This window comes from Achromobacter spanius (genome assembly GCF_003994415.1).
In the GTDB taxonomy this organism is placed as follows: Bacteria; Pseudomonadota; Gammaproteobacteria; order Burkholderiales; family Burkholderiaceae_B; genus Achromobacter; species Achromobacter spanius_C.
Genome location: NZ_CP034689.1, coordinates 6,373,432 through 6,396,573, shown reverse-complemented (window position 1 = coordinate 6,396,573; position 23,142 = coordinate 6,373,432). Strand labels below are relative to the sequence as shown.

Genomic DNA, 23,142 nt, shown 5'->3' with positions numbered 1-23,142 from the left:
GGACACCGGGATTGGCCCGGTCTTGAGCCGGGTATTCAGGATGGTTGCCGTGGCGCTTATGCCGCCCTGACAGCCGTTGATCAATAAGCTCTTATCGCGTGTTGCTTCAGTGCCTCTGAGGGGGCCCGCGGCGGATCCGGCTTTGCCGGTCCCCAGCGGGGCCCCCTTGAGGGGGAAGCGCCAACGGCGCTTCGGGGGTGAGCCTCCTTCAGTGCGGGAACGGCCAGATGCGCAGCTTTTCCTTGCCAATGCTCCACAAGCGAGCCAGCCCATGCGGTTCCGCAATCAGGAAGAACACGATCAGCGCGCCGAACACCATGTGCTCAATGTGCGCGGCGGTGTCCACCGATAGCGGAATGCCCAATGCGTGCGGAATGTTCGACAGCGCCACCGGCACCAGCACGATGAAGGCCGCGCCGAAGAAGCTGCCGATGATCGAACCCAGCCCGCCGATGATGACCATGAACAGCAGCTGGAACGACCGGGTCAGGTCGAACGCCAGCGGTTCCCATGAGCCCAGGTGGATGTAGCCCCACAGCGCGCCCGCCACGCCCACGATGAACGAACTGACCGCAAACGCCGTCAGCTTGGCGTACATGGGGCGGATGCCGATCACCGAGGCCGCCACGTCCATGTCGCGGATGGCCATCCATTGGCGGCCGATCGCGCCGCGCACCAGGTTCTTGGCCAGCAGGCTGAAGACCACCACCAGGATCAGCACGAACAAGTACTTTTCCATGGCGGATTGCACCGGCAGGCCAAAGGCGGTGAGAGGCGGCACCGAGACGCTGCCCGAGGACGAATAATTGGTGAAAAAGGGAATGCGCAGGAAGGCCCAGTCCACGAAGAACTGCGCCGCCAGCGTGGCCACCGCCAGATACAGGCCGCGGATGCGCAGGCTGGGAATGCCGAAGATCACGCCCACGATGGTGGCGAAGCACCCGCCCAGCAGAATCTGGAACAGCAGCGGCATGCCCGGAAAGCGCACCCCGAAGTTCCAGGCCGCATACGCGCCCACCGCCATGAAGGCGCCCGTGCCCAGCGAGATCTGGCCGCAATAGCCCACCAGGATGTTCAAGCCCACCGCTGCAAGCGACAGGATCAGGAACGGAATCAGGATGGCGCGCAGCAGGTAGTCGGAGGACAGCGCCGGCACGACGATGAACGCCACTGCCAGCAGCAGCCAGATGAAGATGCGGTCCTGGCGGATCGGGAAAATCTGCTGATCCGCCCGGTAGCTGGTTTTGAACTGGCCGTTTTCGCGATAGAACATGTTTTTATCCTAGAGGGCCTGGTGGTTTACACGCGGTCGATGATCTTCTCGCCGAACAGCCCTTGCGGACGGAACAGCAGGAACACCAGCGCCAGCACATAGGCGAACCAGATTTCGATACCGCCGCCCACGAGCGACCCCAGATAGACCTCGGACAGCTTTTCCCCCACGCCGATGATCAGGCCGCCCAGAATGGCGCCCGGCACCGAGGTCAGGCCGCCCAGGATCACCACCGGCAACGCGCGCAGCGCCGCGGTGGACAGCGTGAACTGCACGCCAAACTTCGACCCCCAGATAATGCCGGCCACCAGCGCCACCAAGCCCGCCACGCACCACACGATGACCCAGATGCGGTTCAGCGGAATGCCGATGGATTGCGCGGCCTGGTGGTCGTCGGCCACCGCGCGCAGCGCGCGGCCGGTGGACGTGTATTGGAAGAACAGCGCCAGCGTCGCGACCAGCAAGGCCGCGATGACGGCTGCGGTCAGATCTTCCAGGTTGATCAACAACCCACCTTCAAAGACCGTGTCCAGGATCAACAGCGGGTCCTTGGGCATGCCCACGTTGATGGAATACACCGAGCTGCCAAACGTGATCTGGCCCAGGCCGTCCAGGAAGTAGCTGATGCCCAGGGTGGCCATCAACAGCGTGGTCGCTTCCTGGTTGACCAGGTGGCGCAGCACGTAGCGTTCAATGGCCACCGCCAGCAGAAACATCACCATGGCGCTGACGATGAAAGCCAGCACGTTGGCCAGGATCATGTTGTCAAAGCCGAGCCAGCGCGGTATCCATTCCGAAAAGCGCGCCATGGACAAGGCCGCCACCAGCACCATCGCGCCCTGCGCGAAGTTGAAGACGCCCGACGCCTTGAAGATCAGTACGAAGCCCAGGCCGATCAGCGCATACATCATGCCGCTCATCAAGCCGCCGAATAAGGTCTCTAGAAAAAATCCCATGTCTGTCCGCCTTAGTGCGACACGCCGAGATAGGCGCGGATGACGTCTTCATTCGCGCGGACTTCGTCCGGGCGGCCATCGCCGATCTTCTTGCCGTAGTCCAGCACCACCACGCGGTCGGAAATATCCATGACCACGCCCATGTCGTGCTCGATCAGCACGATGGTGGTGCCGAATTCGTCATTCACATCCAGGATGAAGCGGCTCATGTCCTGCTTTTCCTCGATGTTCATGCCGGCCATGGGTTCGTCCAGCAGCAGCAGGCGCGGCTCCATCGCCAGCGCGCGGCCCAGGTCCACGCGCTTTTGCAGGCCGTAGGGCAGACGGCCCACCGGCGTTTTGCGATAGGCCTGGATTTCCAGGAAGTCGACGATGTTCTCGACGAACTCGCGGTGCTGGGTTTCTTCGCGTTCGGCCGGCCCCAGGCGGAATGCCTGCGACAGCAGCCCGCACTTCATGCGCAGGTTGCGCCCGGTCATGATGTTGTCCAGCACGCTCATGCCCTTGAACAACGCCAGGTTCTGGAAGGTGCGCGCGATGCCCATTTCGGCGGCGCGGCGCGGATTCATCTTCGAGAAATGCTCGCCGCGAAATTCGATGCTGCCTTGCTGCGGCGTGTAGACGCCGTTGATGACGTTCAGCATCGAACTTTTGCCGGCGCCGTTGGGGCCGATGATGGCGCGAATCTCATGCTCGCGCACGTTGAAGGAAATGTCAGTCAGCGCCTTCACGCCGCCGAAAGACAGGGAGATGTTCTGCATGTCCAGCATGACGTCGCCGATACGCTGGTCGCGGTCGTTGTTGCTCATGATCTCTACGCGGCTCGGGCTGTGATGGCGGGGAACGTCTTGACGGGTCGGATCTTCAGGTCGGCCGAGATCTTGCCGGTGCGTCCGTCTTCGAACTTCACTTCGGTTTCGATGAACTGCGACTGCTTGCCGCCGAACAGCGCGTCAATCAGCACACCGTACTTCTGCGCAATGAAGGCGCGGCGCACCTTGCGCGTGCGGGTCAGTTCGTCGTCGTCCGGGTCCAGCTCCTTATGCAGGATCAAGAAGCGGCTGACCTGGGACGCGCACAGCTTCGGGTCGGTGGCCAGATCCGCATTGACCTGTTCCACGCATTCCGCGATCAACTGGTAGACCTCTTCCTTGGCGGCCAGGTCGGTGTAGCCCGCATACGGCAGGCCCCGGCGTTCGGCCCAGTTGCCCACGGCTTCCAGGTCGATGTTGATGAACGCGCAGACGTCATCGCGGTTGGCGCCAAAGGCCACGGCTTCCTTGATGTGCTGGAAGAACTTGAGCTTGTTCTCGATGTACTTCGGCGCAAACAGGCTGCCATTGGCCAGCTTGCCCACGTCTTTCGCGCGGTCGATGATCTTCAACTGCCCGTCGGTATCCAGGTATCCCGCATCGCCCGTGTGGAACCAGCCGTCGGCGCTGCGCGCCTCGGCCGTGGCGTCCGGGTTGCGGTAGTACTCCTTGAACAAGCCAGGGCTTTTGACCAGGATCTCGCCGTTGTCCGCCACGCGGATTTCAACGCCGGCCACGGGCGGGCCGACCGTGTCGTCGCGCACCTGGCCGTCAGGCTGCACGCACACGAACACCGACGTTTCCGTCGAGCCGTACAACTGCTTCAGGTTGATGCCGATGGACCGGTAGAACACGAAGAGGTCCGGGCCGATGGCCTCGCCCGCCGTGTAGGCGACGCGCACGCGGCTCATGCCCAGCGCATTGCGCAAGGGGCCATAGATCAGCGCGTTGCCAATGGCGTAGCGCAGGCGGTCCCAGGCGTTGACGGATTCGCCGTCCAGGATCTTGGTGCCGACACGGCGCGCCAGATTCATGCAGGCGCCAAACAGCTTGCGCTTGATGTAGCCCGCGTCTTCCATGCGGATCATCACATGCGTCAGCAAGCCTTCCAGCACGCGCGGCGGCGCGAAGTAATAGGTGGGGCCGATGTCGCGCATGTCGATCGCCACGGTGTCGGGCGATTCGGGGTGGTTGACGGTAAAGCCCGTGACCAGCAACTGCGTGTACGAAAACATGTTCTGGCCGATCCACGCGGGCGGCAGGTAGGCCAGCACGTCTTCCTGGTCGGTCAGCTTTTCCATGTCGGACACGGCGCGCGCGCGGTCGATCAGCGCATGGTGCGTGAGCACCACGCCCTTGGGCTTGCCGGTGGTGCCCGAGGTATAGAACATGGCGGCCGGGTCGTGCGGTTGCACGGCGGCGATGGCCTGGTCCAGGTAGTCGGGATGCTGCGCGGCGTATTGCTGGCCCAGCGTTTCCAATTGCTCATACGACTGCAGCATCGGGTCCGAATAATGACGCAGCCCGCGCGGGTCGTCGAACACCACATGCTTCAAGGCCGGACATTGCTCGCGCACTTCCAGCATCTTGTCGACCTGTTCCTGGTCTTCCACGACGGCCACGCTGATCTCGGCATCTTGCAGCACATAGACCATTTCCTGCGCGACGGCGTCCTGGTAGAGCGGCACTGGAATCGCGCCCAGCGACTGCGCGGCCATCATGGCCATATACAGGCGGGGGCGGTTCTCGCCGATAACGGCCACGTGCATGCCGGGCCGGATGCCCAGCGACGCGAATCCGTTCGCGACATGGCGCACATGCGCCGCCACTTCAGACCACGTCAGGGTTTGCCAGATCCCCAGATCTTTCTCTCGTATCGCGGGCCGCGACCCACGAACATTGGCATGCGCGAACAGCAGCGCTGGAAAGGTGTCCAGCGCGGCCGGCACCTGTGCGGATGCGGGCGATGAATGTGCCACGTTGTCTCCTCCGGTTTGGGCACACCGTGCCAGGCGCCGCGGAAGCGGCATTGGCGAGAAGGGGCTTGACCAGTTGGTTTTAGATTTACGGCAGGACTTAAGGTATAAGGTTGGGTTGCTACCAACTGTCACCATCGCGACATTCAAGGAACTTTTAGGGTATTCCCGATGCAGCTATCCGACTCCCTTCAACTTGCCGCGGCGTGGTTTCGCGTGCTCAACGCCGAGCAGCAATCGCGCGTCGAGCGGGACCTCTCCGTGCAGCAAGTCGTTGCCGGATCGATCATAGAGCGCAAAGGTGAACTCGCACAGGCTTGGATTGGCGTATTGGCCGGTTTGGTCAAGGTGTCGGTGGGCAACGCGGAAGGCAAGGTGGCGTCGTTGACCGGCGTACCCGCTGGCGGCTGGATCGGCGAAGGTTCATTGCTTAAACGCGAAGTCCGCAAGTACGACATCGTTGCGCTGCGCGATTCCGTCGTGGCGCGGCTGCCGGCCCCCACGTTCGATTGGCTGCTGGACACCAGCATTCCCTTCAATCGCTATTTGCTGCATCAATTGAACGAGCGCGTGGCGCAGTTCATCGGCAAGGCGGAGTACGACCGATTGCTGGACCCTGACGCGCGGGTAGCCCGCTGTCTGGCCGAACTGTTCAACCCTTTGCTGTATCCCGGCATGGGGATGCGCCTGACCATTACGCAGGAAGAAGTCGGCTATCTGGCGCGGGTGTCGCGCCAGCGCGCCAATCAGGCGCTGCGCAAGCTGGAAGAGGCGGGCCTGCTGAATGTGGAATACGGCGCCGTGCGCGTGCTGGACCTGGATGGTTTGAAACAATACGGGTCGGACCGCAGCACCGTCGACGGCGAGCAGGCGGCCTGAACGCACGGTGCACCACATCTTTTAAAAAACCGCTTGACGTTAAGTAGTGTGCTATTTAATATTGCGCAATGAAATCCCGATCCAAAGCCAAAAGCGCATTCAACCCGCTGCTGCTGGACAGCCAGCTGTGCTTCGCCCTGTACTCGACTTCGCTGGCGATGAACAAGGTGTACCGCAAGCTGCTGCGCGGGCTGGACCTGACGTATCCGCAGTACCTGGTGATGCTGGTGCTGTGGGAAGGCGATGACATCACGGTGACGGATATCGGCGACCGCCTGTTTCTGGACTCGGCCACGCTGACACCCTTGTTGAAGCGTCTGGAAGCGGCGGGTCTGGTGACGCGCAAGCGCGCCGTGGACGACGAACGGCAGGTGATCGTGGGGCTGACGGAGCAGGGCAGAGCGCTGCGAGAGCGCGCCGAAACGGTCCCGCATTCGGTGGCAGCCGCCGCGCAATGCACGCTGGACGAGGCACAGGGCATGATGAAAGCGCTGCACGCATTGCGGGTCAAGCTGGTCGAAAGTATTTGAAGTGTGGGGTGATGCGTGTCATCATCCGGTCTAATGAGTAGTGCACGATATAGTTGTGCACTATTTAAATGGCAAAACGGATTTGCAGGTTTGCAGGTCATCAGTAAACGCCGAAGCGGGAGGGCCCGCCAGGCCAGGCAGTTCAACTTTTATCCTACAAAGGAAACGCACCATGTCTATCGAAAAAGTTCTGTATCGCGCCAATGCCACCGCAACCGGCGGCCGTGAAGGCCGTGGCGTCAGCGATGACGGCAACCTGGATGTCAAGCTGACCACGCCGCGCGAGCTGGGCGGCGCGGGCGCTGCCGGCACCAACCCCGAACAACTGTTCGCCGTCGGTTATTCCGCCTGCTTCCTGGGCGCCATGAAGTTCGTGGGTGGCCGCGACAAGATCGCCATTCCGGCCGACGTGTCGGTGAACGGCATTGTGGGCATCGGCGCCATCCCGACCGGTTTCGGTATTGAAGTCGAACTGAAGATCTCGTTGCCGGGCATGGACCGCGAACAGGCCGAAAAGCTGGTCGCCGCCGCGCACATCGTCTGCCCGTACTCGAACGCCACGCGCGGCAACATCGATGTGACGTTGACGATTGTCTGAGTCGTTGATGTTCGGCCGGTCAGTGTGATCGGGTCACGTTGATTCGTTCCCGTTGATCCGGTCACTTGATGGCGAAAGCGCCACCCCTCCTTCATAGGATGGGGTGGCGCTTTTCCTTGGTCAGCGCCTTTTCTTATACGCCCTTGACCGCCAGGCCGATGGCCAGCCCGACCATGACCACGGCAATCACGCCATCCAGCACGCGCCAGGCCAAGGCGCTGGAGAAAAACGGGGCAAACAAGCGCGAACCGATGCCCAGTACCGCCAACCACAACAGGCTGGCGGTGAAGGCGCCGGCGGCAAACGCCATGCGGGCGTCGTCGAAGCCGTGGGCCAGCGAACCCACCACCACCATGTCCAGCCAGAAATGCGGGTTCAGCAGTGAAAAACCGAGCGCGCCAAGCATGGCGGCGCGGCGCGATGGGGCGACGTCCCGCGCAGCGGCCAGGCCGCCCGTTGCCGACAGCGCGCGGCGGGCCGACTGAAGCCCGTACCAAGACAGGAACGCGACGCCAAACCACAGCACGGCGGTGGTCAGCCAGGGGAACCAGGTGGTCAAGGCTTGCAAGCCCGATACGCTGGCGAAGATGAACACCGCGTCGATCAGCGCGCAGATGGCGACCACGCTGAGCAGGTGCGCACGCATCAAGCCCTGACGCAGGATAAAGGCGCTTTGCGCGCCCACAACCGCGAACAGGCCCAGCCCGGTGGCCGTTCCGCTGGCCCAGGCTGTGAGGAAGAGGGGGGATGTGGCGAACATGATGCAAATACCTGTGACTGCAACGCCTGTGGCGGCGCTTTGATGTGGGTGCCGAATGTGTCGTGCGTGTCGTGCGAGGGCGTCGCGCAGTTCGGCAATAGCGTATTTTCCCTTGCCATGTGAATGAAATAAAGCTAATTTTCCTTCACTATATTAAGCAGGGCTAATGTATGAAAATTGACCACGGCAATCTGCGAGCGCTGGCCGCGGTAGTGCGCGAAGGCAGCTTTGAGCGGGCCGCGCTGTCGCTAAGCGTGACGCCGTCGGCGGTGTCGCAGCGGATCAAGGCGTTGGAAGATCGCATGGGCCGCCTGCTGGTCCAGCGCACGGTACCGGCCGCCGCCACGGCCGACGGCCAGGTTCTGGTGCAACTGGCCGAGCAGACGGCGCTGCTGGAGCACGACGCGCTGAACCGCTTGGGAGTGTCCGACGACGACGTGCCGCACGCCAGTATTCCCATCGCGGTCAACCACGACAGCCTGGAAACCTGGTTTGTTGAAGCCGCGCTGCTGTTTTCAACCCGCACGCGCGCTACCTTGGACATGCAGTCCGAAGACCAGGACCACACCGCCGCGCTGTTGCGCAACGGCGCTGTGCTGGGCGCGGTGACCACGTTGGCCGATCCGGTCCAGGGCTGCCGGATCCATTCGCTGGGCAGCATGCGCTACGTGGCCACCTGCACGCGCGATTTCCACAAGCGCTATTTCGCGCAAGGCGTCAACGCGCAGACGCTGGCGCAGGCGCCGGTCCTGGTGTTCAACCGCAAGGATGCCTTGCAGGCACGCTTTGCGCACAAGATCTCGGACCCCGCGCCCTGGCAGCCGCCGGTCTGGTGGGTGCCGTCCACACGCGCCTTCGTGCAGGCCACGCTGGGCGGTCTGGGTTGGACCATGAACCCGCTGCCGTTGGTGCAAGAGCATCTTGATGCAGGTCATCTGATGCTGCTTCGCGGCCGCGCCTGGGAGGACGTGCCGCTGTACTGGCAGCATTGGCGGGTAAACTCCGAGGCGATGGAAGCCTTGACCGATTCGGTTCTGTCGGCCGCCCGCAGCTTGGTCCGGCGGCGTTAACCCACTAGGAGGACACCCCCATGAATATCCGCAAATTCGCATTCATCGCCGCCCTGGGCCTGTGCACGGCCGGATCGGCGTGGGCGAAGGACTATAAGGTTGGCCAGATCGAAATCGACGATGTCTGGGTGCGTGCGTCGGCGCCGGGCCAGTCCAATGGGGCGGGGTATATGGACATCGATAACGATGCCAAGACCGAGGACCGCCTGTTGTCGGTGTCGTCCGATGCCGCGGAACGGGTCGAGCTGCACACCGTGCTGACGGAGAACGGCGTGTCCAAGATGCGCCAGGTGGAAGGCGGCATCGTGGTGCCGGCCGATGCCGAGGTCAAGCTCAGCCCGGGCGGCTATCACGTCATGTTCATCAAGCTGCGCGCGCCGTTCAAGGACGGCGCCACCGTGCCTGCCACGCTGAAGTTTGAAAAGGCTGGCGAAGTCGCCGTGCAATTCAAGGTCAAGCCAGCGTCGCACAACCCCGGCATGAGCATGAACCACGATCACGGCGCCATGAAGCACTGAGCGCGCGATTGGTGACGGAATAACAAGAATGGCGGCTCGATGAGCCGCCATTCTTCATGGGCCGCCATGCTTTATGTGGCGACCGGGGCCGGGATCAGTACAGGCCCTGCTGGCGCATCGCGTCGGCAACCTTCACGAAACCGGCGATGTTGGCGCCGTCCAGGTAGTTGACGTATTCGCGTTCGCTGTGGCCGTGGCGCACGCAATTTTCGTGGATGTCGCGCATGATGGCGTGCAGGCGCGCGTCCACTTCGTCGCGGGTCCAGGACAGGCGCGCGGAGTTCTGCGCCATTTCCAGGCCCGACACCGCCACGCCGCCCGCATTGCTGGCCTTGCCCGGCGCGTACAGCACGCGCGCCGCGATGAAGGCCTTGGCGGCATCCAGCGTGGCCGGCATGTTGGCGCCTTCGGCCACGCACAGCACGCCATTCTTGATCAGCGTTTGGGCGTCGGCCAGTTCCAGTTCGTTCTGGGTGGCGCAGGGCAGTGCCACGTCCACGGGCACATGCCACGGGCGCTTGCCTGCTTCGTACTTCAGGCCAAATTGCTGGGCATAGGTATCCAGGCGGCCGCGCAGGTCATTCTTGATGTGCATCAGCGCCACCAGTTTTTCGTGCGTGAAGCCGGCGTCATCCACCACGGTGCCGTTGGAATCCGACACGGTAACGACCTTGGCGCCCAGCGACATGGCTTTTTCGATGGCGTACTGCGCCACGTTGCCTGACCCCGACACGGACACGCGCAGGCCGTCAAACGACTTGCCCACGCGTTTGAGCATTTCTTCGGCAAAGTACACGGTGCCGTAGCCCGTGGCTTCGGGGCGAATCAGGCTGCCGCCAAAGGTCAGACCCTTGCCGGTGAAGACGCTGGCCGTCGAGTTCGACAACTTTTTCATCATGCCGGCCATGAAGCCGACCTCGCGCGCGCCCACGCCGATGTCGCCGGCCGGCACGTCGGTGTCGGGGCCCAGGTGGCGGTACAGCTCAAGCATCAATGCCTGGCAAAAGCGCATGACTTCGGCGTCGGACTTGCCCTTGGGGTCGAAGTCGGACCCGCCCTTGCCGCCGCCCATGGGCAACGTCGTCAGCGAGTTCTTCAGCGTCTGTTCAAACGCCAGGAACTTGAGGATGGACAGGTTCACCGAGGGGTGAAAGCGCATGCCGCCCTTGAACGGGCCGATGGCCGAACTGTGCTGAATGCGAAACGCGCGGTTCACCTGGGCCTGGCCCCGGTCATCGGTCCAGCACACACGGAATTGGATGACCCGTTCCGGCTCAACCAGGCGCTCAAGCAGGGCGTGGTCGGCATAGTGAGGGTGCTTTTCGATGAAAGGCCACAGGCTATGCATGACCTCCTGGACGGCTTGCATGAATTCGGGCTGCTGCGGGTCGCGCGCGGCGACGCCACGCAGGAAGTCGTCCAGACTCTGCACTTTCAACATGATTTCCTCGGGGGTGCTACGAATGGGTGCGTTCTGCGCCATTGTGGGGCGCGGATTAATTATTCTGGTGCATAAACAGCACCGTCATGGTGCGCAAGTGTAGGGGAAATTTGTTGCCCTGCGCAAAGGTGCCTGAACGTCTTAGTGCGTTGAAAAGAAAGCGGTTTTTCTTTTAATAAAATGGGGACGTATTTAGAAAAGGATGCGGTCTTGATACGGAAAAATGGCCGAAATTTCAGGGCAGTCGTTGATTTCGCTGGGGATTTTAATGTGTCCCCGGTTTATGGAAATAAAAGTGTAGGGCTGAAATTGCCGTTGGACCGCGCAAACAAAGGGGTTTGACGCCAAGGCAAGGGTCGGCAAGCGCCTCACGGGTACGCTATGCGTCCCTTATTATTTTATTGATCGGACCGTGATTTGACGCCCGTGGTGCCGGTCGGCATCAGTGGACGCGCCGCGCGCGCCCGCCTTTACCTATCAAAGCGTGGTGTCGTAATCGATCGTCAACGGCGCATGGTCGGAAAAGCGCTCGTCCTTGTAGATGGCCACGTTGCGCGCGCGGGCGGCAATGCCGGGTGTGGCGATCTGGTAATCGATCCGCCACCCTACGTTCTTGGCCCAGGCCTGGCCACGGTTGCTCCACCAGGTGTACTGATCAGGGCGATCATCGATGGTACGGAACACGTCCACAAAGCCGCGCTTGTCGAACACGTCGGTCAGCCAGGCGCGTTCTTCGGGCAGGAAGCCCGAATTCTTCATGTTGCCCTTCCAGTTCTTCAGGTCGATTTCCTTGTGCGCGATGTTCCAGTCGCCGCAGATGACGAATTCGCGGCCGGTGGTTTTGTGCTCGTGCATCAGAGCGTCGATCCACGGCCCGAAGCGATCCAGGAAGCGGTACTTGGCCTGCTGGCGCTCGTCGCCGCTGGAGCCCGAGGGCAGGTAGGCGCTGACCACCGACAGGTTCTTCCAGTCGGCGCGGATGATGCGGCCTTCGGGGTCGAATTCTTCGCAACCCAGGCCGATGTTCACGCGCTCGGCGGCGTTACGCAGGTAGATGCCCACGCCGCTGTAGCCCTTTTTCACCGCGTGGTGGAAGTGGCCGGTATAGCCAGGCGGATGACGCAGGTCGTCCGTCAGGTCCGGCTCGGCAATCTTGATTTCCTGAAGGCAAAGTATGTCCGCCGCATGTTTTTCCATCCAAGGTTGCAGGCCCTTGCGGAAGGCGGAGCGGATGCCGTTGAGATTGATCGACGTGATGCGCAGCAAAGCGAAACTCCTGTAGAGCGGCCCTGGGGCCGGAACAATGCAAGGAATTTAACCGACTCGGCGTTGGGGGCAGGGAATAGCCCCGACAACGGATAAAATGCGGGGGTTTGCCATCCACCGGACCCACTCGCATGCCCGCCGCCACCCCCGCCACCCCGACTTCCGCCACGCCGCAAGAATTCGTCCGCTTCGCCCTTGATGAAGGCGTGCTGCGCTTTGGCAGCTTCAAGGTCAAATCAGGTCGGATCAGCCCTTACTTCTTCAATGCCGGCCTGTTCAACAGCGGCCGCGCGGTCGGCAAGCTGGCGCAGTTCTATGCCCAGGCGCTGCTGGATTCCGGCGTGCAGTTCGACATGCTGTTCGGCCCGGCGTACAAGGGCATTCCGTTGGCCACCGCAACGGCGGTAGCGCTGGCGGGCCACCCGGCGATGGACGGCCGCAACGACGTGCCGTTCGCCTACAACCGCAAGGAAGCCAAGGACCACGGCGAAGGCGGCACCCTGGTCGGCGCGCCGCTCAAGGGCAAGGTCGTCATTATTGACGACGTGATCACGGCGGGCACGTCGGTGCGCGAATCGGTGGAAATCATCCGCAACGCGGGCGCTGAGCCGGCCGCCGTGCTGATCGCCCTGGACCGCATGGAACGTGCGGGCCCGGATGACGCGCTGTCCCCGCATTCGGCGGTGCAGGACGTGGCCAAGACCTACGGCATTCCGGTGGTGGCGATTGCATCGCTGTCGGACATCATGGGCTTGCTGGAAGACGACGCGTCTTTCGCGGAAAACCGCGATGCGGTGCAGGCGTATCGGACGAAGTACGGGGTGAAGTAAGGCCGTGAACCTAAGGCCGCGAACGACCCGTCGCGGGAGAGGTGGCGCGGCGCGCTACCTCGCTAGCCATAGGCCGCCATGGGTTCCGCGATGCCATGCGCTTGCCCGAATATCGGAATACCGCATGCGCTGGCGGCATCGGCCAACTTGCGGTCAAACGTGGCCAGGCAGCCGCCAGAGCGCATAGCCAACTCAACATACGCCGCATCGTACGCCGTCAACGCGTGCGTCAACGCAATCAGCCTGATGTGGGCCCAGCGATGGGGGATGTGCGCCTTGTCGCTTTCTATGGCAAGGGCCTCAATCTGATTGGCGAACAAGGTGACTTTAGCGGGCGACACGAGTTGCGCGCGTTGCAGCCGTAGCATGCCGTTGGCGACTTCTACTCGCCAGTGTTGAGGAACCAGCAGATCGAAATGATCGACTTCTTCGAACAAATGGCGTGCCAGCATGGCTTCGGTGACGTCGGTGCGGTCGGCAAGCCAAGCCAAGGCGACGGAGGCATCCAGCACCGTGATCATCGTTGATCCTCCTTTATCCAGGCGAGCAACTGTTCGTCTGGCACGCCAGGCACGCGAGGAAAGCGTTTGAGAGCAAGGAGCGCGTCATAGGCGTCCTTGGTCATTGCGGAGTTCGCGGGCCGAATATAAGCCCGCGCCTTGCCGCCTTTCATGATCACGATGCGCGCGCCATTTTGCGCCGCCACAATCAGCGCTTCCAGGCAATCCGCAACCGCTTCCTGCGGCACTTCGATGTAGTCAGACATTGGGGATCTCCGATCAAGAATTGGTCATCCCCATTCTTGGCAAAAGAAAAGGCCGCGGCAATGTGCCGCGGCCCTTTGTCGGACTGATCCCTGTCGTGGCTATCAGCCGCCCAGCTTTTCCTTGAGCAGGTCGTTCACTTGCTGCGGGTTGGCCTTGCCGCGTGCGGCCTTCATGATCTGGCCCACCAGCGAATTGAACGCCTTTTGCTTGCCGGCCCGGTACTCTTCGACGATGGCCGGGTTGGCGGCCAGCACGTCGTCGATCATGGCGCCGATGGCGCCCGTGTCGCTGATCTGCTTCAGGCCGCGTGCGTCGATGATGGCGTCGGCGTCGCCGCCGTTTTCACCGGCCCACATGGCGCCGAAGACTTCGCGCGCGATCTTGTTGGAGATCGTGCCGTCGATGATGCGGCCGATCAGGGCGGCCAGCGCGGGTGCTTGTACGGGCGAATCGGCGATGCTCTTTTCGTCCTTGTTCAAGGCGGCGGCCACTTCGCCCATGACCCAGTTCGCGGCCAGCTTGGCCTGGCCCGCCGGCAGCGCATTCGCCACCGCCTGGAAGTAGGCGGCCAGATCGCGGCTGACCGTGAGTTGGGCGGCGTCGTAGGCGGGCAGGCCATATTCCGATTCGAAGCGGGCGCGTTGCGCGGCCGGCAGTTCGGGCATGGCGGCGCGCACTTCATCGACCCAGGCGCTGGAGATCACCAGCGTGGGCAGGTCGGGGTCGGGGAAGTAGCGGTAGTCGTGCGCGTCTTCCTTGCTGCGCATGCTGCGGGTTTCGTCGCGGTCGGCGTCGTACAGACGGGTTTCCTGCACGACCGTGCCGCCGTCTTCGATCAGTTCGATCTGGCGGCGTGCTTCGTAGACGATGGCGCGTTCCAGGAAGCGGAACGAGTTGACGTTCTTGATTTCGGTGCGGGTGCCGAATTCCTTCTGGCCGACCGGACGCACGGACACGTTGGCGTCGCAGCGGAACGAACCTTCCTGCATGTTGCCGTCGCAAATGCCCAGCCACACGACCAGGCTGTGCAGCGCGCGAGCGTAGGCCACGGCTTCGGCGGCGGAGCGCATTTCGGGCTCGGTCACGATTTCCAGCAGCGGGGTGCCGGCGCGGTTCAGGTCGATGCCGCTGGCGGGCGAGCCGTTGGCCAGCGTGAAGTCGTCGTGCAGCGATTTGCCGGCGTCTTCTTCCAGGTGGGCGCGCGTCAGGTTGACGGTCTTTTCTTCTTCGCCGACGAAGAACGACAACGATCCACCCACGACGACGGGCAGTTCGTACTGGCTGATCTGGTAGCCCTTGGGCAGGTCGGGGTAGAAGTAGTTCTTGCGCGCAAAGACCGAACGCGGCGCGATGGTGGCGCCCACGGCCAGCCCGAAGCGGATGGCGCGTTCAGCCGCGCCCCGGTTCATGACCGGCAGGCTGCCCGGCAAGGCCAGGTCCACTTCATTGGCATGCGTGTTGGGCGCCGCGCCGAATTGCGTGCTGCTGCCCGAAAAAATCTTGGAGTCGGTGGAAAGCTGGGTGTGCGTTTCCAGGCCGATGACGATTTCCCAGTTCATTATCTGTAGTTCCAATCAGTAGTGCCGCGGCTGTGATGCCAGCGGCGCCGGGCCGCCCCAAGCGCTGGCGGCCCCCTTTGGGGCCAGCAAGCGAAGAGAGCGTCGGGGCATCATCACAGCGGGGACCGCTTGTGCCAGTCCGTTACTTGTTGGTAGCGGTCGGCGATGGCCAGCAGCCTGCCTTCATCGAAGTAGTTGCCGATGATTTGCAGGCCGACAGGACGCTTGCCGTTGTCGCCGCCAAAGCCGCAGGGGATCGACATGGCAGGCAGGCCGGCCAGGCTCACGCCCAGCGTGTAGACGTCGGCCAGCCAGTCGGCGGTGGGGTCGTCGCGGTTGTCGCCGATGTTCTTGGCGACCGACGGCGTGACCGGGCCCATGATGACGTCGCATTGGCCGGCATAGGCGCGCTGGAAATCTTGCGCGATCAGGCGGCGCAGACGTTGTGCCTGTAAATAATAGGCGTCGTAGTAACCGTGGGACAGCACGTAGGTGCCGATCAGGATGCGGCGCTTGACCTCGTCGCCGAAGCCTTCGGCGCGCGAGCGGCTGATCATCTCGTTCAGGTCGCCGTACTGTTCAGTGCGGTGGCCGTAGCGCACGCCGTCGTAGCGGGCCAGGTTGCTGGACGCCTCCGCCGGCGCGATGACGTAATAAGCCGGGATGGCCAGTTCCGTGCGCGGCAGCGACACGGGCACTCGCACGGCGCCCAGCGCTTCGAACTGTGCCAGCGCGGCTTCCACCGCGGCGGCTACATCGGCTGCCAGGCCGGCGCCGAAATATTCTTCCGGCACGCCGATGCGCAGGCCCTTCAGGGGCTGGCTGCCGGCGGCGTCGAACTTTCCTTGCGCGGCGTCGAAGTCGCGACGGACGCGGCCGGGTTCGTTCACGGCGCCATCGCACTTTTCAAGGCTGGTGGCGTCGCGCGGGTCAAAGCCGCTGATGACGTCCAGCAGTTCAAGCAGGTCGCGGCTGCTTTGCGCCAAGGGGCCGGCCTGGTCCAGGCTGGACCCGAAAGCCACCATGCCATAGCGCGACACGGTGCCGTAAGTGGGCTTGATGCCGCTGACGCCGCACAGAGCAGCGGGCTGGCGCACTGAGCCGCCGGTGTCGGTGCCGGTGGTGGCCGCCACCAGACGAGCGGCGACCGCGGCTGCGGAGCCACCCGACGACCCGCCCGGAACGGCGGCGTGATCCCAGGGGTTCTTCACGACGCCGTAGGCGGAATTTTCGTTGCCGGAGCCCATGGCGAATTCGTCGCAGTTGAGCTTGCCGACCGACACGGCGCCGGCCGAACCCAGGCGCTCGACGACGGTGGCGTCGAATGGGCTGACGTAGCCGTCCAGCATCTTGCTGCCCGCGGTGGTACGCCAGCCGCGAGTCACGAAAGCGTCTTTGTGGGCGATGGGCACGCCGGCCAAGGGGCCGGCCGAACCGTCGGCCAGGGCGGCGTCGGCGGCGCGGGCCTGGGCCAGCGTCAATTCAGCGTCAATATGTAAAAAGCAATTCAGGCCGCTGGCCGCATCGGCGGCCGCCAAGGCGCTTTGCGCCAGTTCAACGGCGCTGACCTGGCGTTGGGCGAGGGCCGCGCGCAAGGCGGCGATCCCCTCGAATTGGGTATGCAAGGCAGGTTTTGTCATGGCTTAGTCGAGGACTTTGGGGACCAGGAACAAGCCTTCCTGGGCGTCGGGGGCATTGGCCAGCAGCGCTTCGCGGCGCGCTTCCGAGCTGGTCTCCGTCACGGCGTCTTCACGCAGGCGCAGCACAATGTCCTCATGGGCGGACAGCGGGTGGGCCAGCGGTTCGACGCCCTGGGTGTCGACGGACTGAAGCCGTTCTATCAAGTGGAGAATGCCGTTAAGCTCCGCCTGCGCAAGCGTGCGCTGGTCGGGAGTCAGTTCGATCCTGGCCAGCCGGGCAATGCGGGCCACATCTGTGTCATTAAGCGCCATAGGGATTGCAAAATCGATAAGCGAAGGCCGAAGGGCGGGACTGGGCAGTATGCATGCGCCAAACCCGTTACAAAGCTTGAATAGCCTGCATTTATGCGCTATTTCCGGTGAAATTATAAGTTATGATTCACGGTTTAATCGCCGTGATGACAGGCGGACCCGACCTTTTTCGGGCCATACGCCCCCCGGCATGAACCCAATTCCCCCCAGAATTTAGCTGAGCTCCCATGTTCGGATTCCTGCGCAGTTATTTTTCCAGCGATATGGCGATTGACCTCGGTACCGCCAATACGCTGATTTACGTCCGCGGCAAGGGCATTGTGCTCGATGAGCCCTCCGTGGTCGCAATCCGTCATGAAGGCGGGCCTCACGGCAAAAAGATCATCCAGGCCGTCGGCCACGAAGCCAAGCAGATGCTCGGCCGAGTTCCCGGCAACATCGAGGCCATCCGGCCCATGAAGGACGGCGTTATCGCCGACTTCACGGTCACCGAACAGATGCTCAAGCAGTTCATTCGCATGGTGCACCCCCGCAACATGCTGGCGCCCAGCCCGCGGATCATCGTCTGCGTGCCTTGCGGTTCCACCCAGGTTGAGCGCCGCGCCATCCGCGAATCGGCCTTGGGCGCGGGCGCGTCCCACGTCTTCCTGATCGAAGAACCCATGGCCGCGGCCATCGGCGCCGGCCTGGCCGTGTCCGATGCCAGCGGTTCCATGGTTGTCGACATCGGCGGCGGCACCACGGAAGTGGCGGTCATCTCGCTGGGCGGCATGGTCTACAAGGGTTCCGTGCGCGTCGGCGGCGACAAGTTCGACGAGGCCATCGTCAACTACATCCGTCGCAACTACGGCATGCTGATCGGTGAACCCACGGCTGAATTGATCAAGAAGGAAATCGGTTCCGCATTCCCGGGTTCCGAAGTTCGCGAGATCGAAGTCAAGGGCCGCAATCTGGCTGAAGGCGTGCCGCGCAGCTTCACGGTCTCGTCCAACGAGATCCTGGAATCGCTGACCGATCCGCTGAACCAGATCGTGTCCGCCGTGAAGATCGCGCTTGAGCAAACCCCGCCCGAACTCGGTGCCGACATCACCGACAAGGGCATTGCCCTGACCGGTGGCGGCGCGCTGCTGCGCGATCTTGATCGCCTGCTCCAGGAAGAAACCGGTTTGCCCGTCGTGGTGGCCGACGATCCCCTGACCTGCGTTGTGCGGGGCTGCGGCGAGGCGCTGGAACACCTTGAGAAACTGGGCGCCATCTTCATCAACGACTAATACCGCCCGCCAGCCCGGAGCCCCGCTTTTTTTCGGCTCCGGCCGCTGCGGGGGCTACGGACGCGGGCGTCCGGGCTGAGATTCATGCAACGACAAGGGACCCCCCCCTATTCAGGCGCGGCCCACCTGCCGAGGTGCGGCTGGTCGTTCTGGTCGTCCTTGCGTTGGCCTTGATCGTCATGGATTCCCAATGGCGCATGCTGGAACCCGCGCGCCGGACGATTGCCGTGGCGCTGTATCCCTTTCAGCGCGCCGTCATGGCGCCGCGCGATCTGGTCCAGCAGGTCAACGAATGGGTCAACGCGGCCAACCTCATCCGCAGTGAAAACGAAGCCTTGCAGCGCCAGCGCATCGAGCTGGCCCAGGTGGCGTCGCACGCTGCGCAACTGGCCGCCGAAAACGCGCAATTACGCCGCTTGCTTGGCGTGACCGATACCGTGGCGCAATCGGCCGTGGTGGTCGAGGTCATGTACGAACCCACCAACGCCTTCACGCAACGGCTGGTGTTCAACAAGGGCAGCAAGGCCGGCCTGGCGCCGGGCATGCCGGTCATCGACGAAGGCGGCGTGGTCGGCCAGATCGTGCGCGTGACGCCGATGACGGCCGAAGCCGCCCTGGTTACCGACGAGCAGGTGTCCATTCCCGTGCAATTGCTGCGCAACGGCCTGCGCCTGATCGCGTTCGGCGGAAATTCGCCGGGCAAGATGGAAGTTCGTTACCTTGCCGCCAATGCCGACATCAAGGAAGGCGATACTATCGTCACCAGCGGCGTGGGCGGCCTGTTTCCCGCCGGCCTGCCCGTGGCCAAAGTGACTTCGGTCGAACGCGACACCGCGTCGGGGTTCGCCCGCGCCGTATGTGAACCGTTGGCCCATCCCGAACGCTATCGCCACTTCCTGGTTTTGCAGGTGGATGTGGCCCGCGCCGAGTCCAACCGTCAGGAGGTCGATTCCGGTGGATCGGACTAACCAATCGCCGCCCAGGCGCCGCCTGGGAACGCCCAGCAACGTGCATCCCGACCGGCTTTCCGGGCCGGCGCATGGTGTGTTCGTCTGGGGAACATTGTTGCTGGTGTGGCTGGTGTCCTTGCTGCCGTGGCGGCTGTGGCAGGGCGCGCCCGACGTGCTGGTGCTGATCATCGCCTTCTGGTGCGTGCATGAACCGCGCCGCGTTGGTCTCTTCACCGCGTTCTTTTTCGGCTTGCTGATGGATGTGCACGACGCCGGCTTGCTCGGCGAGCACGCCTTGTCCTACACGCTGGTTGCCTATGGCGCCGTGGTGCTGCACCGCCGACTGCAACGGTTTGACCTCTGGAGCCAGGCGATGCACATGCTGCCTGTGTTCTTCGTCGCCCGTTTCCTGACGCAGATCATCCATGCCTGGCTGGCGGGCAAGTGGCCGGGCTGGGACTGGTGCATCAGCGTGGCCATCACGGCCGCCTTGTGGCCGCTGGCGGGCTGGGTCTTGCACCTGCCGCAGCGCGGCGCCGATGACGCCGAATCCTCCTCCGCCTGATGGCGGTGATGCGTGATGTTTGAATTCAAGAAAACCGGCCAGCAGCAAAAGCAGCGATTCCGCATGCGCGCCTGGGTGGGCGGCGTGTTCGCCTTGGTGTGCTTCGGCGTGTTGGTGGGTCGGTTCTGGTATTTGCAGGTTGACCGTTACGAAGGCCTGTCCGAGCGCGCCGACCGCAACCGCATCGCGGTGGTGCCGATTCCGCCGCGGCGCGGCGAGATCCTGGACCGCAATGGCGAAGTCCTGGCGCGCAACTACCGTACCTACACGCTGGAAGTGGTGCCTGCCCACGCCGGCAACATGAACGAGCTGTTCGAGCGCCTGACCGAAGTCGTCTACATCAGCCCGGCGGATCAACGGCGCTTCAAGCGGCGCGCGGCGGAATCCAGCCGCTACGCCAGCCTGCTCTTGCGCAACAATCTGAACGACACCGAGGCCGCCTGGTTCGCCGCGCACGCTTTCCAGTTTCCGGGCGTGGAATTGCGGGCACGCTGGGTGCGTGAATACCCGCAAGGCGTGTCTGCCGCGCACGTGGTGGGTTATATCGGCCGCATCGCCGAGGGCGACAACGAAGAGCTCGAGCGCACCGGCCAGTTGGGCAACTATCGCGGTACCGACGTCATCGGCAAAAAAGGCATCGAAAAGACCTGGGAAGAGCAGTTGCATGGCCGCACCGGCCTGGAAGAGGTCGAAGTCACCGCGGGCGGCCGCCCCATGCGTACCCTGCGGCGGATTGACCCGGTGCCAGGGTCGGACATCATGTTGTCGATCGACATGGGCCTGCAGAAGGTGGCCGAAGAAGCCTTTGCGGGACAGCGCGGCGCGCTCGTCGCCATTGACCCGGACACGGGCGAAGTGCTGGCCTTTGTGTCGCAACCGTCATTCGACCCCAATCTTTTCGTGGATGGCATCGATGTCGACAACTGGCGCATGCTGAACGAATCGCCAGACCATCCGCTGATCAACCGCCCGCTTTACGGCACCTACCCCATTGGCTCCACTTACAAGCCCTTCGTTGGTCTGGCCGCGCTGGAGCTGGGCAAGCGCAGCGCCACGGATCGCATCTCGGACCCCGGTTACTACGAATTCGGCGGACAGAAGTTTCGCAACGCGGGCGGCGCGGCCTACGGCATGACCGACATGCACAAGGCCATCGTGGTGTCGTCCGACACCTACTTTTATTCGCTTGGCCCCGAAATCGGCGTCAATGCCCTGCATGACTTCTCCAAGCAGTTCGGTTTTGGCCAGATCACCGGCATCGACCTGGAAGGCGAAAAGCGCGGCGTGTTGCCGTCCACCGACTGGAAGCGCGCGGCCTACAAAGACAAGGACCGCCAGCGCTGGTACGCGGGTGAAACCATTTCAGTGGCCGTGGGCCAGGGCTACAACTCATTCACCCTGCTGCAACTGGCGCAGGGCACCTCGACCCTGGCCAACAATGGGCTGTACCGGCGGCCGCACCTGGTGCACGCGGTGCGTGATTCCCGCACCGGCGTCGCCAAGCCGACGGTGTCCGTGCCCGACTACCGCATTCCGCTCAAGCAGGCCAACGTGGACGTGATCAAGAACGCCATGGCTGACGTGGTGCGATCCGGTACGGCGCGCCGCGCGTTCGCCAACGCGCCCTACCAGGCGGCCGGTAAAACCGGCACCGCCCAGGTGTTCAGCCTGCGCGGCGGCCATTACCGCGCCAGCGCCATTGATGAACGCCTGCGCGACCACGCGCTGTTCATGGGCTTCGCCCCGCTGGAGCACCCCCGCATTGCCGTGTCGCTGATTGTCGAGAACGCAGGCTGGGGCGCCAGCGTGGCCGCGCCGGTCGCGCGCAAGGTCTTCGACTACTGGCTCGCCAAAGACCGTCAGGACCAGATCGTGCGGCCCGACCGCGGCGACCCCCTGGCTTCCGTCGAAACCATCACCGACGACGTGGTGCGCCAACAATGAAACGCCTGGGCCTGATCCTGCTACGCATTTTCACGGCGTTCGACTGGCCGCTGCTGGCCATCCTGATGATGTTCGCGGCGCTGGGCCTGACCGTCATGCATTCGGCGGTGGGCGGTACCGACTGGCGATTCGCCGAACAATCGCGCAACTTCATCATCGCGTTCTTCGCCATGTGGACCATGGCGCTGATTCCCCCAAGTGGTTGATGAAGCTGGCCTTGCCGTTTTACGTGGTGGGCGTGGTGTTGCTGCTGGGCGTGGAGTTCTTTGGCGAAACCAGCAAGGGCGCAACGCGCTGGCTGGACCTGGGTGTCACTCGGATCCAGCCGTCCGAGATGATGAAGATTGCCGTGCCGATGATGCTGGCCTGGTATTTCCAGCGCCACGAAGGCGCCGTGCGCATCCGCGACTTCCTGGCTGCCGCCGCCATGCTGGCCGCGCCCTTTGGACTGATTGTGTTGCAGCCTGACCTGGGCACGGCGCTGCTGGTGTTCGGCGCCGGCTTTTTCGTGATTTATTTCGCGGGCCTGTCCTTCAAGCTCTTGGTGCCCGTCATGCTGGCCGGCATTATCGCCATCGGCACGCTGGTGTACTACGAAGACCAGTTGTGCGAACCGGACGTGAACTGGGTCGTGCTGCACGATTACCAGAAGCACCGCGTTTGCACGCTGCTGAACCCCAGTTCCGATCCGCTCGGCAAGGGCTTCCACACGATCCAATCGATGATTGCGGTGGGGTCGGGGGGCGTGTACGGCAAGGGCTACATGAAGGGCACGCAAACCCATCTGGACTTTATTCCCGAACGCACCACCGACTTCATCTTTGCGGTCTACGCCGAGGAATTCGGCCTGTACGGCGGTATTGCGATCCTGGTGCTGTACGGCCTGATGATGGCGCGCGGCCTGACGATCGCCTCTCGCGCCTCATCGCAGTTCGGCCGGCTGCTGGCCGGCGCGCTGACGATGATGCTATTCATCTACGTGTTCGTGAACGTCGGGATGGTGACGGGCATCCTGCCGGTTGTAGGCGTACCCTTACCCTTCATGAGTTACGGCGGCACCGCGCTATTCACGATGGGCATCGCGTTCGGCATCATGATGAGCATCAGCCGACACCGATCCACCAAAACCTGACACCGCGCGCCGCGCGGTGGATGGCGCGGGATGGCGTAGGATGGGTGCAGCGCGCCACCCCCTACCCAAAAACGCCATCCTCCGTCGCGCGAA

22 protein-coding genes and 1 pseudogene are annotated in these 23,142 nt (G+C 63.2%); 11 read left to right on the top strand and 12 right to left on the bottom strand.

The genetic code is table 11. The features are described from left to right. Positions 1 to 208 precede the first annotated feature (208 nt). From ELS24_RS29320 to ELS24_RS29305, 4 genes are read right to left on the bottom strand one after another with little or no spacing between them, the layout of a single operon-like run. On the bottom strand, positions 209 to 1,273 hold the full coding sequence (locus tag ELS24_RS29320; protein WP_050446192.1) for a branched-chain amino acid ABC transporter permease: 1,065 nt from the start codon (positions 1,271 to 1,273) through the stop codon (positions 209 to 211). 26 nt (positions 1,274 to 1,299) lie between these two features. After that, positions 1,300 to 2,229: a branched-chain amino acid ABC transporter permease gene (locus tag ELS24_RS29315; RefSeq protein WP_050446193.1), complete on the bottom strand. Its 930-nt coding sequence runs from the start codon at positions 2,227 to 2,229 to the stop codon at positions 1,300 to 1,302. An 11-nt stretch (positions 2,230 to 2,240) separates the two neighbouring features. Further along, positions 2,241 to 3,038, bottom strand: coding sequence for an ABC transporter ATP-binding protein (locus ELS24_RS29310; RefSeq protein WP_050446194.1), 798 nt, complete (start codon positions 3,036 to 3,038; stop codon positions 2,241 to 2,243). A gap of 5 nt (positions 3,039 to 3,043) precedes the next feature. Then, the gene (locus ELS24_RS29305) at positions 3,044 to 5,020 is read right to left on the bottom strand and encodes an AMP-dependent synthetase/ligase (protein ID WP_127186075.1); all 1,977 of its coding nucleotides are present in this window, start codon (positions 5,018 to 5,020) and stop codon (positions 3,044 to 3,046) included. Positions 5,021 to 5,188: 168 nt separating this feature from the next. Between ELS24_RS29305 and ELS24_RS29300 the strand changes: the two genes are divergently transcribed. The 3 genes from ELS24_RS29300 (at position 5,189) to ELS24_RS29290 (ending at position 7,024) form a co-directional block, all read left to right on the top strand. After that, positions 5,189 to 5,896 (top strand): Crp/Fnr family transcriptional regulator, encoded by a 708-nt coding sequence (locus ELS24_RS29300; RefSeq protein ID WP_050446196.1) that lies wholly within the window; start codon positions 5,189 to 5,191, stop codon positions 5,894 to 5,896. A gap of 68 nt (positions 5,897 to 5,964) precedes the next feature. Continuing rightward, on the top strand, positions 5,965 to 6,426 hold the full coding sequence (locus ELS24_RS29295; protein ID WP_050446197.1) for a MarR family winged helix-turn-helix transcriptional regulator: 462 nt from the start codon (positions 5,965 to 5,967) through the stop codon (positions 6,424 to 6,426). A gap of 172 nt (positions 6,427 to 6,598) precedes the next feature. Next, positions 6,599 to 7,024: an organic hydroperoxide resistance protein gene (locus ELS24_RS29290; RefSeq protein WP_006216338.1), complete on the top strand. Its 426-nt coding sequence runs from the start codon at positions 6,599 to 6,601 to the stop codon at positions 7,022 to 7,024. 133 nt (positions 7,025 to 7,157) lie between these two features. On the opposite strand, the gene ELS24_RS29285 is transcribed toward ELS24_RS29290, so the two are convergent. Next, complete coding sequence (locus ELS24_RS29285) at positions 7,158 to 7,784, bottom strand: LysE/ArgO family amino acid transporter (RefSeq protein ID WP_127186074.1); 627 nt, start codon at positions 7,782 to 7,784, stop codon at positions 7,158 to 7,160. 170 nt (positions 7,785 to 7,954) lie between these two features. Between ELS24_RS29285 and ELS24_RS29280 the strand changes: the two genes are divergently transcribed. Beyond that, entirely contained in the window at positions 7,955 to 8,854 is a 900-nt protein-coding gene (locus ELS24_RS29280) for a LysR family transcriptional regulator ArgP (RefSeq protein WP_127186073.1), read from the top strand. A gap of 20 nt (positions 8,855 to 8,874) precedes the next feature. Continuing rightward, entirely contained in the window at positions 8,875 to 9,372 is a 498-nt protein-coding gene (locus tag ELS24_RS29275; RefSeq protein ID WP_050446200.1) for a copper chaperone PCu(A)C, read from the top strand. 94 nt (positions 9,373 to 9,466) lie between these two features. On the opposite strand, the gene gdhA is transcribed toward ELS24_RS29275, so the two are convergent. Both gdhA and ELS24_RS29265 read right to left on the bottom strand, forming a co-directional pair. Continuing rightward, complete coding sequence (gene gdhA / locus ELS24_RS29270) at positions 9,467 to 10,813, bottom strand: NADP-specific glutamate dehydrogenase (RefSeq protein ID WP_127186072.1); 1,347 nt, start codon at positions 10,811 to 10,813, stop codon at positions 9,467 to 9,469. Positions 10,814 to 11,290: 477 nt separating this feature from the next. Further along, entirely contained in the window at positions 11,291 to 12,079 is a 789-nt protein-coding gene (locus ELS24_RS29265) for an exodeoxyribonuclease III (protein ID WP_050446201.1), read from the bottom strand. A 131-nt stretch (positions 12,080 to 12,210) separates the two neighbouring features. On the opposite strand from ELS24_RS29265, the gene pyrE reads away from it, so the two are divergent. After that, positions 12,211 to 12,909: an orotate phosphoribosyltransferase gene (gene pyrE / locus ELS24_RS29260; protein ID WP_050446202.1), complete on the top strand. Its 699-nt coding sequence runs from the start codon at positions 12,211 to 12,213 to the stop codon at positions 12,907 to 12,909. A gap of 62 nt (positions 12,910 to 12,971) precedes the next feature. Here the strand turns inward: pyrE and ELS24_RS29255 are convergent, their stop codons facing one another. From ELS24_RS29255 to gatC, 5 genes are all read right to left on the bottom strand, one after another. Next, complete coding sequence (locus tag ELS24_RS29255; RefSeq protein ID WP_127186071.1) at positions 12,972 to 13,430, bottom strand: type II toxin-antitoxin system VapC family toxin; 459 nt, start codon at positions 13,428 to 13,430, stop codon at positions 12,972 to 12,974. Continuing rightward, positions 13,427 to 13,675 carry a hypothetical protein gene (locus ELS24_RS29250; RefSeq protein ID WP_050446204.1) on the bottom strand — a complete coding sequence of 83 codons (249 nt, stop codon included), beginning with the start codon at positions 13,673 to 13,675 and terminating at the stop codon, positions 13,427 to 13,429. Before ELS24_RS29250 ends, ELS24_RS29255 begins: the two co-directional genes overlap by 4 nt. A 102-nt stretch (positions 13,676 to 13,777) precedes the next feature. Continuing rightward, entirely contained in the window at positions 13,778 to 15,235 is a 1,458-nt protein-coding gene (gene gatB / locus ELS24_RS29245) for an Asp-tRNA(Asn)/Glu-tRNA(Gln) amidotransferase subunit GatB (RefSeq protein WP_127186070.1), read from the bottom strand. Positions 15,236 to 15,348: 113 nt separating this feature from the next. Beyond that, complete coding sequence (gene gatA / locus ELS24_RS29240; protein WP_127186069.1) at positions 15,349 to 16,875, bottom strand: Asp-tRNA(Asn)/Glu-tRNA(Gln) amidotransferase subunit GatA; 1,527 nt, start codon at positions 16,873 to 16,875, stop codon at positions 15,349 to 15,351. A 3-nt stretch (positions 16,876 to 16,878) separates the two neighbouring features. Next, entirely contained in the window at positions 16,879 to 17,187 is a 309-nt protein-coding gene (gene gatC, locus ELS24_RS29235; protein ID WP_050446207.1) for an Asp-tRNA(Asn)/Glu-tRNA(Gln) amidotransferase subunit GatC, read from the bottom strand. 227 nt (positions 17,188 to 17,414) lie between these two features. On the opposite strand from gatC, the gene ELS24_RS29230 reads away from it, so the two are divergent. The 5 genes and pseudogenes from ELS24_RS29230 to rodA all read left to right on the top strand — a co-directional run bounded on the left by ELS24_RS29230 (position 17,415) and on the right by rodA (position 23,049). Continuing rightward, positions 17,415 to 18,458, top strand: coding sequence for a rod shape-determining protein (locus tag ELS24_RS29230; protein ID WP_006216320.1), 1,044 nt, complete (start codon positions 17,415 to 17,417; stop codon positions 18,456 to 18,458). Between the two features lie 134 nt (positions 18,459 to 18,592). Further along, entirely contained in the window at positions 18,593 to 19,426 is an 834-nt protein-coding gene (gene mreC / locus ELS24_RS29225) for a rod shape-determining protein MreC (protein WP_240669409.1), read from the top strand. Continuing rightward, the gene (gene mreD, locus ELS24_RS29220; RefSeq protein WP_050446209.1) at positions 19,413 to 19,973 is read left to right on the top strand and encodes a rod shape-determining protein MreD; all 561 of its coding nucleotides are present in this window, start codon (positions 19,413 to 19,415) and stop codon (positions 19,971 to 19,973) included. Before mreC ends, mreD begins: the two co-directional genes overlap by 14 nt. 15 nt (positions 19,974 to 19,988) lie before the next feature. Then, positions 19,989 to 21,917, top strand: coding sequence for a penicillin-binding protein 2 (gene mrdA / locus ELS24_RS29215; protein ID WP_050446210.1), 1,929 nt, complete (start codon positions 19,989 to 19,991; stop codon positions 21,915 to 21,917). Further along, positions 21,914 to 23,049, top strand: a pseudogene (gene rodA / locus ELS24_RS29210) (rod shape-determining protein RodA). Before mrdA ends, rodA begins: the two are co-directional and overlap by 4 nt. Positions 23,050 to 23,142 lie beyond the last annotated feature (93 nt).

Bases quoted from the DNA above. Each gene is read 5' to 3' on its own strand.
- ELS24_RS29320 (WP_050446192.1), bottom strand. From the start codon at position 1,273: ATGTTCTATCGCGAAAACGGCCAGTTCAAAACCAGCTACCGGGCGGAT.
- ELS24_RS29315 (WP_050446193.1), bottom strand. From the start codon at position 2,229: ATGGGATTTTTTCTAGAGACCTTATTCGGCGGCTTGATGAGCGGCATG.
- ELS24_RS29310 (WP_050446194.1), bottom strand. From the start codon at position 3,038: ATGAGCAACAACGACCGCGACCAGCGTATCGGCGACGTCATGCTGGAC.
- ELS24_RS29300 (WP_050446196.1), top strand. From the start codon at position 5,189: ATGCAGCTATCCGACTCCCTTCAACTTGCCGCGGCGTGGTTTCGCGTG.
- ELS24_RS29295 (WP_050446197.1), top strand. From the start codon at position 5,965: ATGAAATCCCGATCCAAAGCCAAAAGCGCATTCAACCCGCTGCTGCTG.
- ELS24_RS29290 (WP_006216338.1), top strand. From the start codon at position 6,599: ATGTCTATCGAAAAAGTTCTGTATCGCGCCAATGCCACCGCAACCGGC.
- ELS24_RS29285 (WP_127186074.1), bottom strand. From the start codon at position 7,784: ATGTTCGCCACATCCCCCCTCTTCCTCACAGCCTGGGCCAGCGGAACG.
- ELS24_RS29280 (WP_127186073.1), top strand. From the start codon at position 7,955: ATGAAAATTGACCACGGCAATCTGCGAGCGCTGGCCGCGGTAGTGCGC.
- ELS24_RS29275 (WP_050446200.1), top strand. From the start codon at position 8,875: ATGAATATCCGCAAATTCGCATTCATCGCCGCCCTGGGCCTGTGCACG.
- gdhA (WP_127186072.1), bottom strand. From the start codon at position 10,813: ATGTTGAAAGTGCAGAGTCTGGACGACTTCCTGCGTGGCGTCGCCGCG.
- pyrE (WP_050446202.1), top strand. From the start codon at position 12,211: ATGCCCGCCGCCACCCCCGCCACCCCGACTTCCGCCACGCCGCAAGAA.
- ELS24_RS29255 (WP_127186071.1), bottom strand. From the start codon at position 13,430: ATGATCACGGTGCTGGATGCCTCCGTCGCCTTGGCTTGGCTTGCCGAC.
- ELS24_RS29250 (WP_050446204.1), bottom strand. From the start codon at position 13,675: ATGTCTGACTACATCGAAGTGCCGCAGGAAGCGGTTGCGGATTGCCTG.
- gatB (WP_127186070.1), bottom strand. From the start codon at position 15,235: ATGAACTGGGAAATCGTCATCGGCCTGGAAACGCACACCCAGCTTTCC.
- gatA (WP_127186069.1), bottom strand. From the start codon at position 16,875: ATGACAAAACCTGCCTTGCATACCCAATTCGAGGGGATCGCCGCCTTG.
- gatC (WP_050446207.1), bottom strand. From the start codon at position 17,187: ATGGCGCTTAATGACACAGATGTGGCCCGCATTGCCCGGCTGGCCAGG.
- ELS24_RS29230 (WP_006216320.1), top strand. From the start codon at position 17,415: ATGTTCGGATTCCTGCGCAGTTATTTTTCCAGCGATATGGCGATTGAC.
- mrdA (WP_050446210.1), top strand. From the start codon at position 19,989: ATGTTTGAATTCAAGAAAACCGGCCAGCAGCAAAAGCAGCGATTCCGC.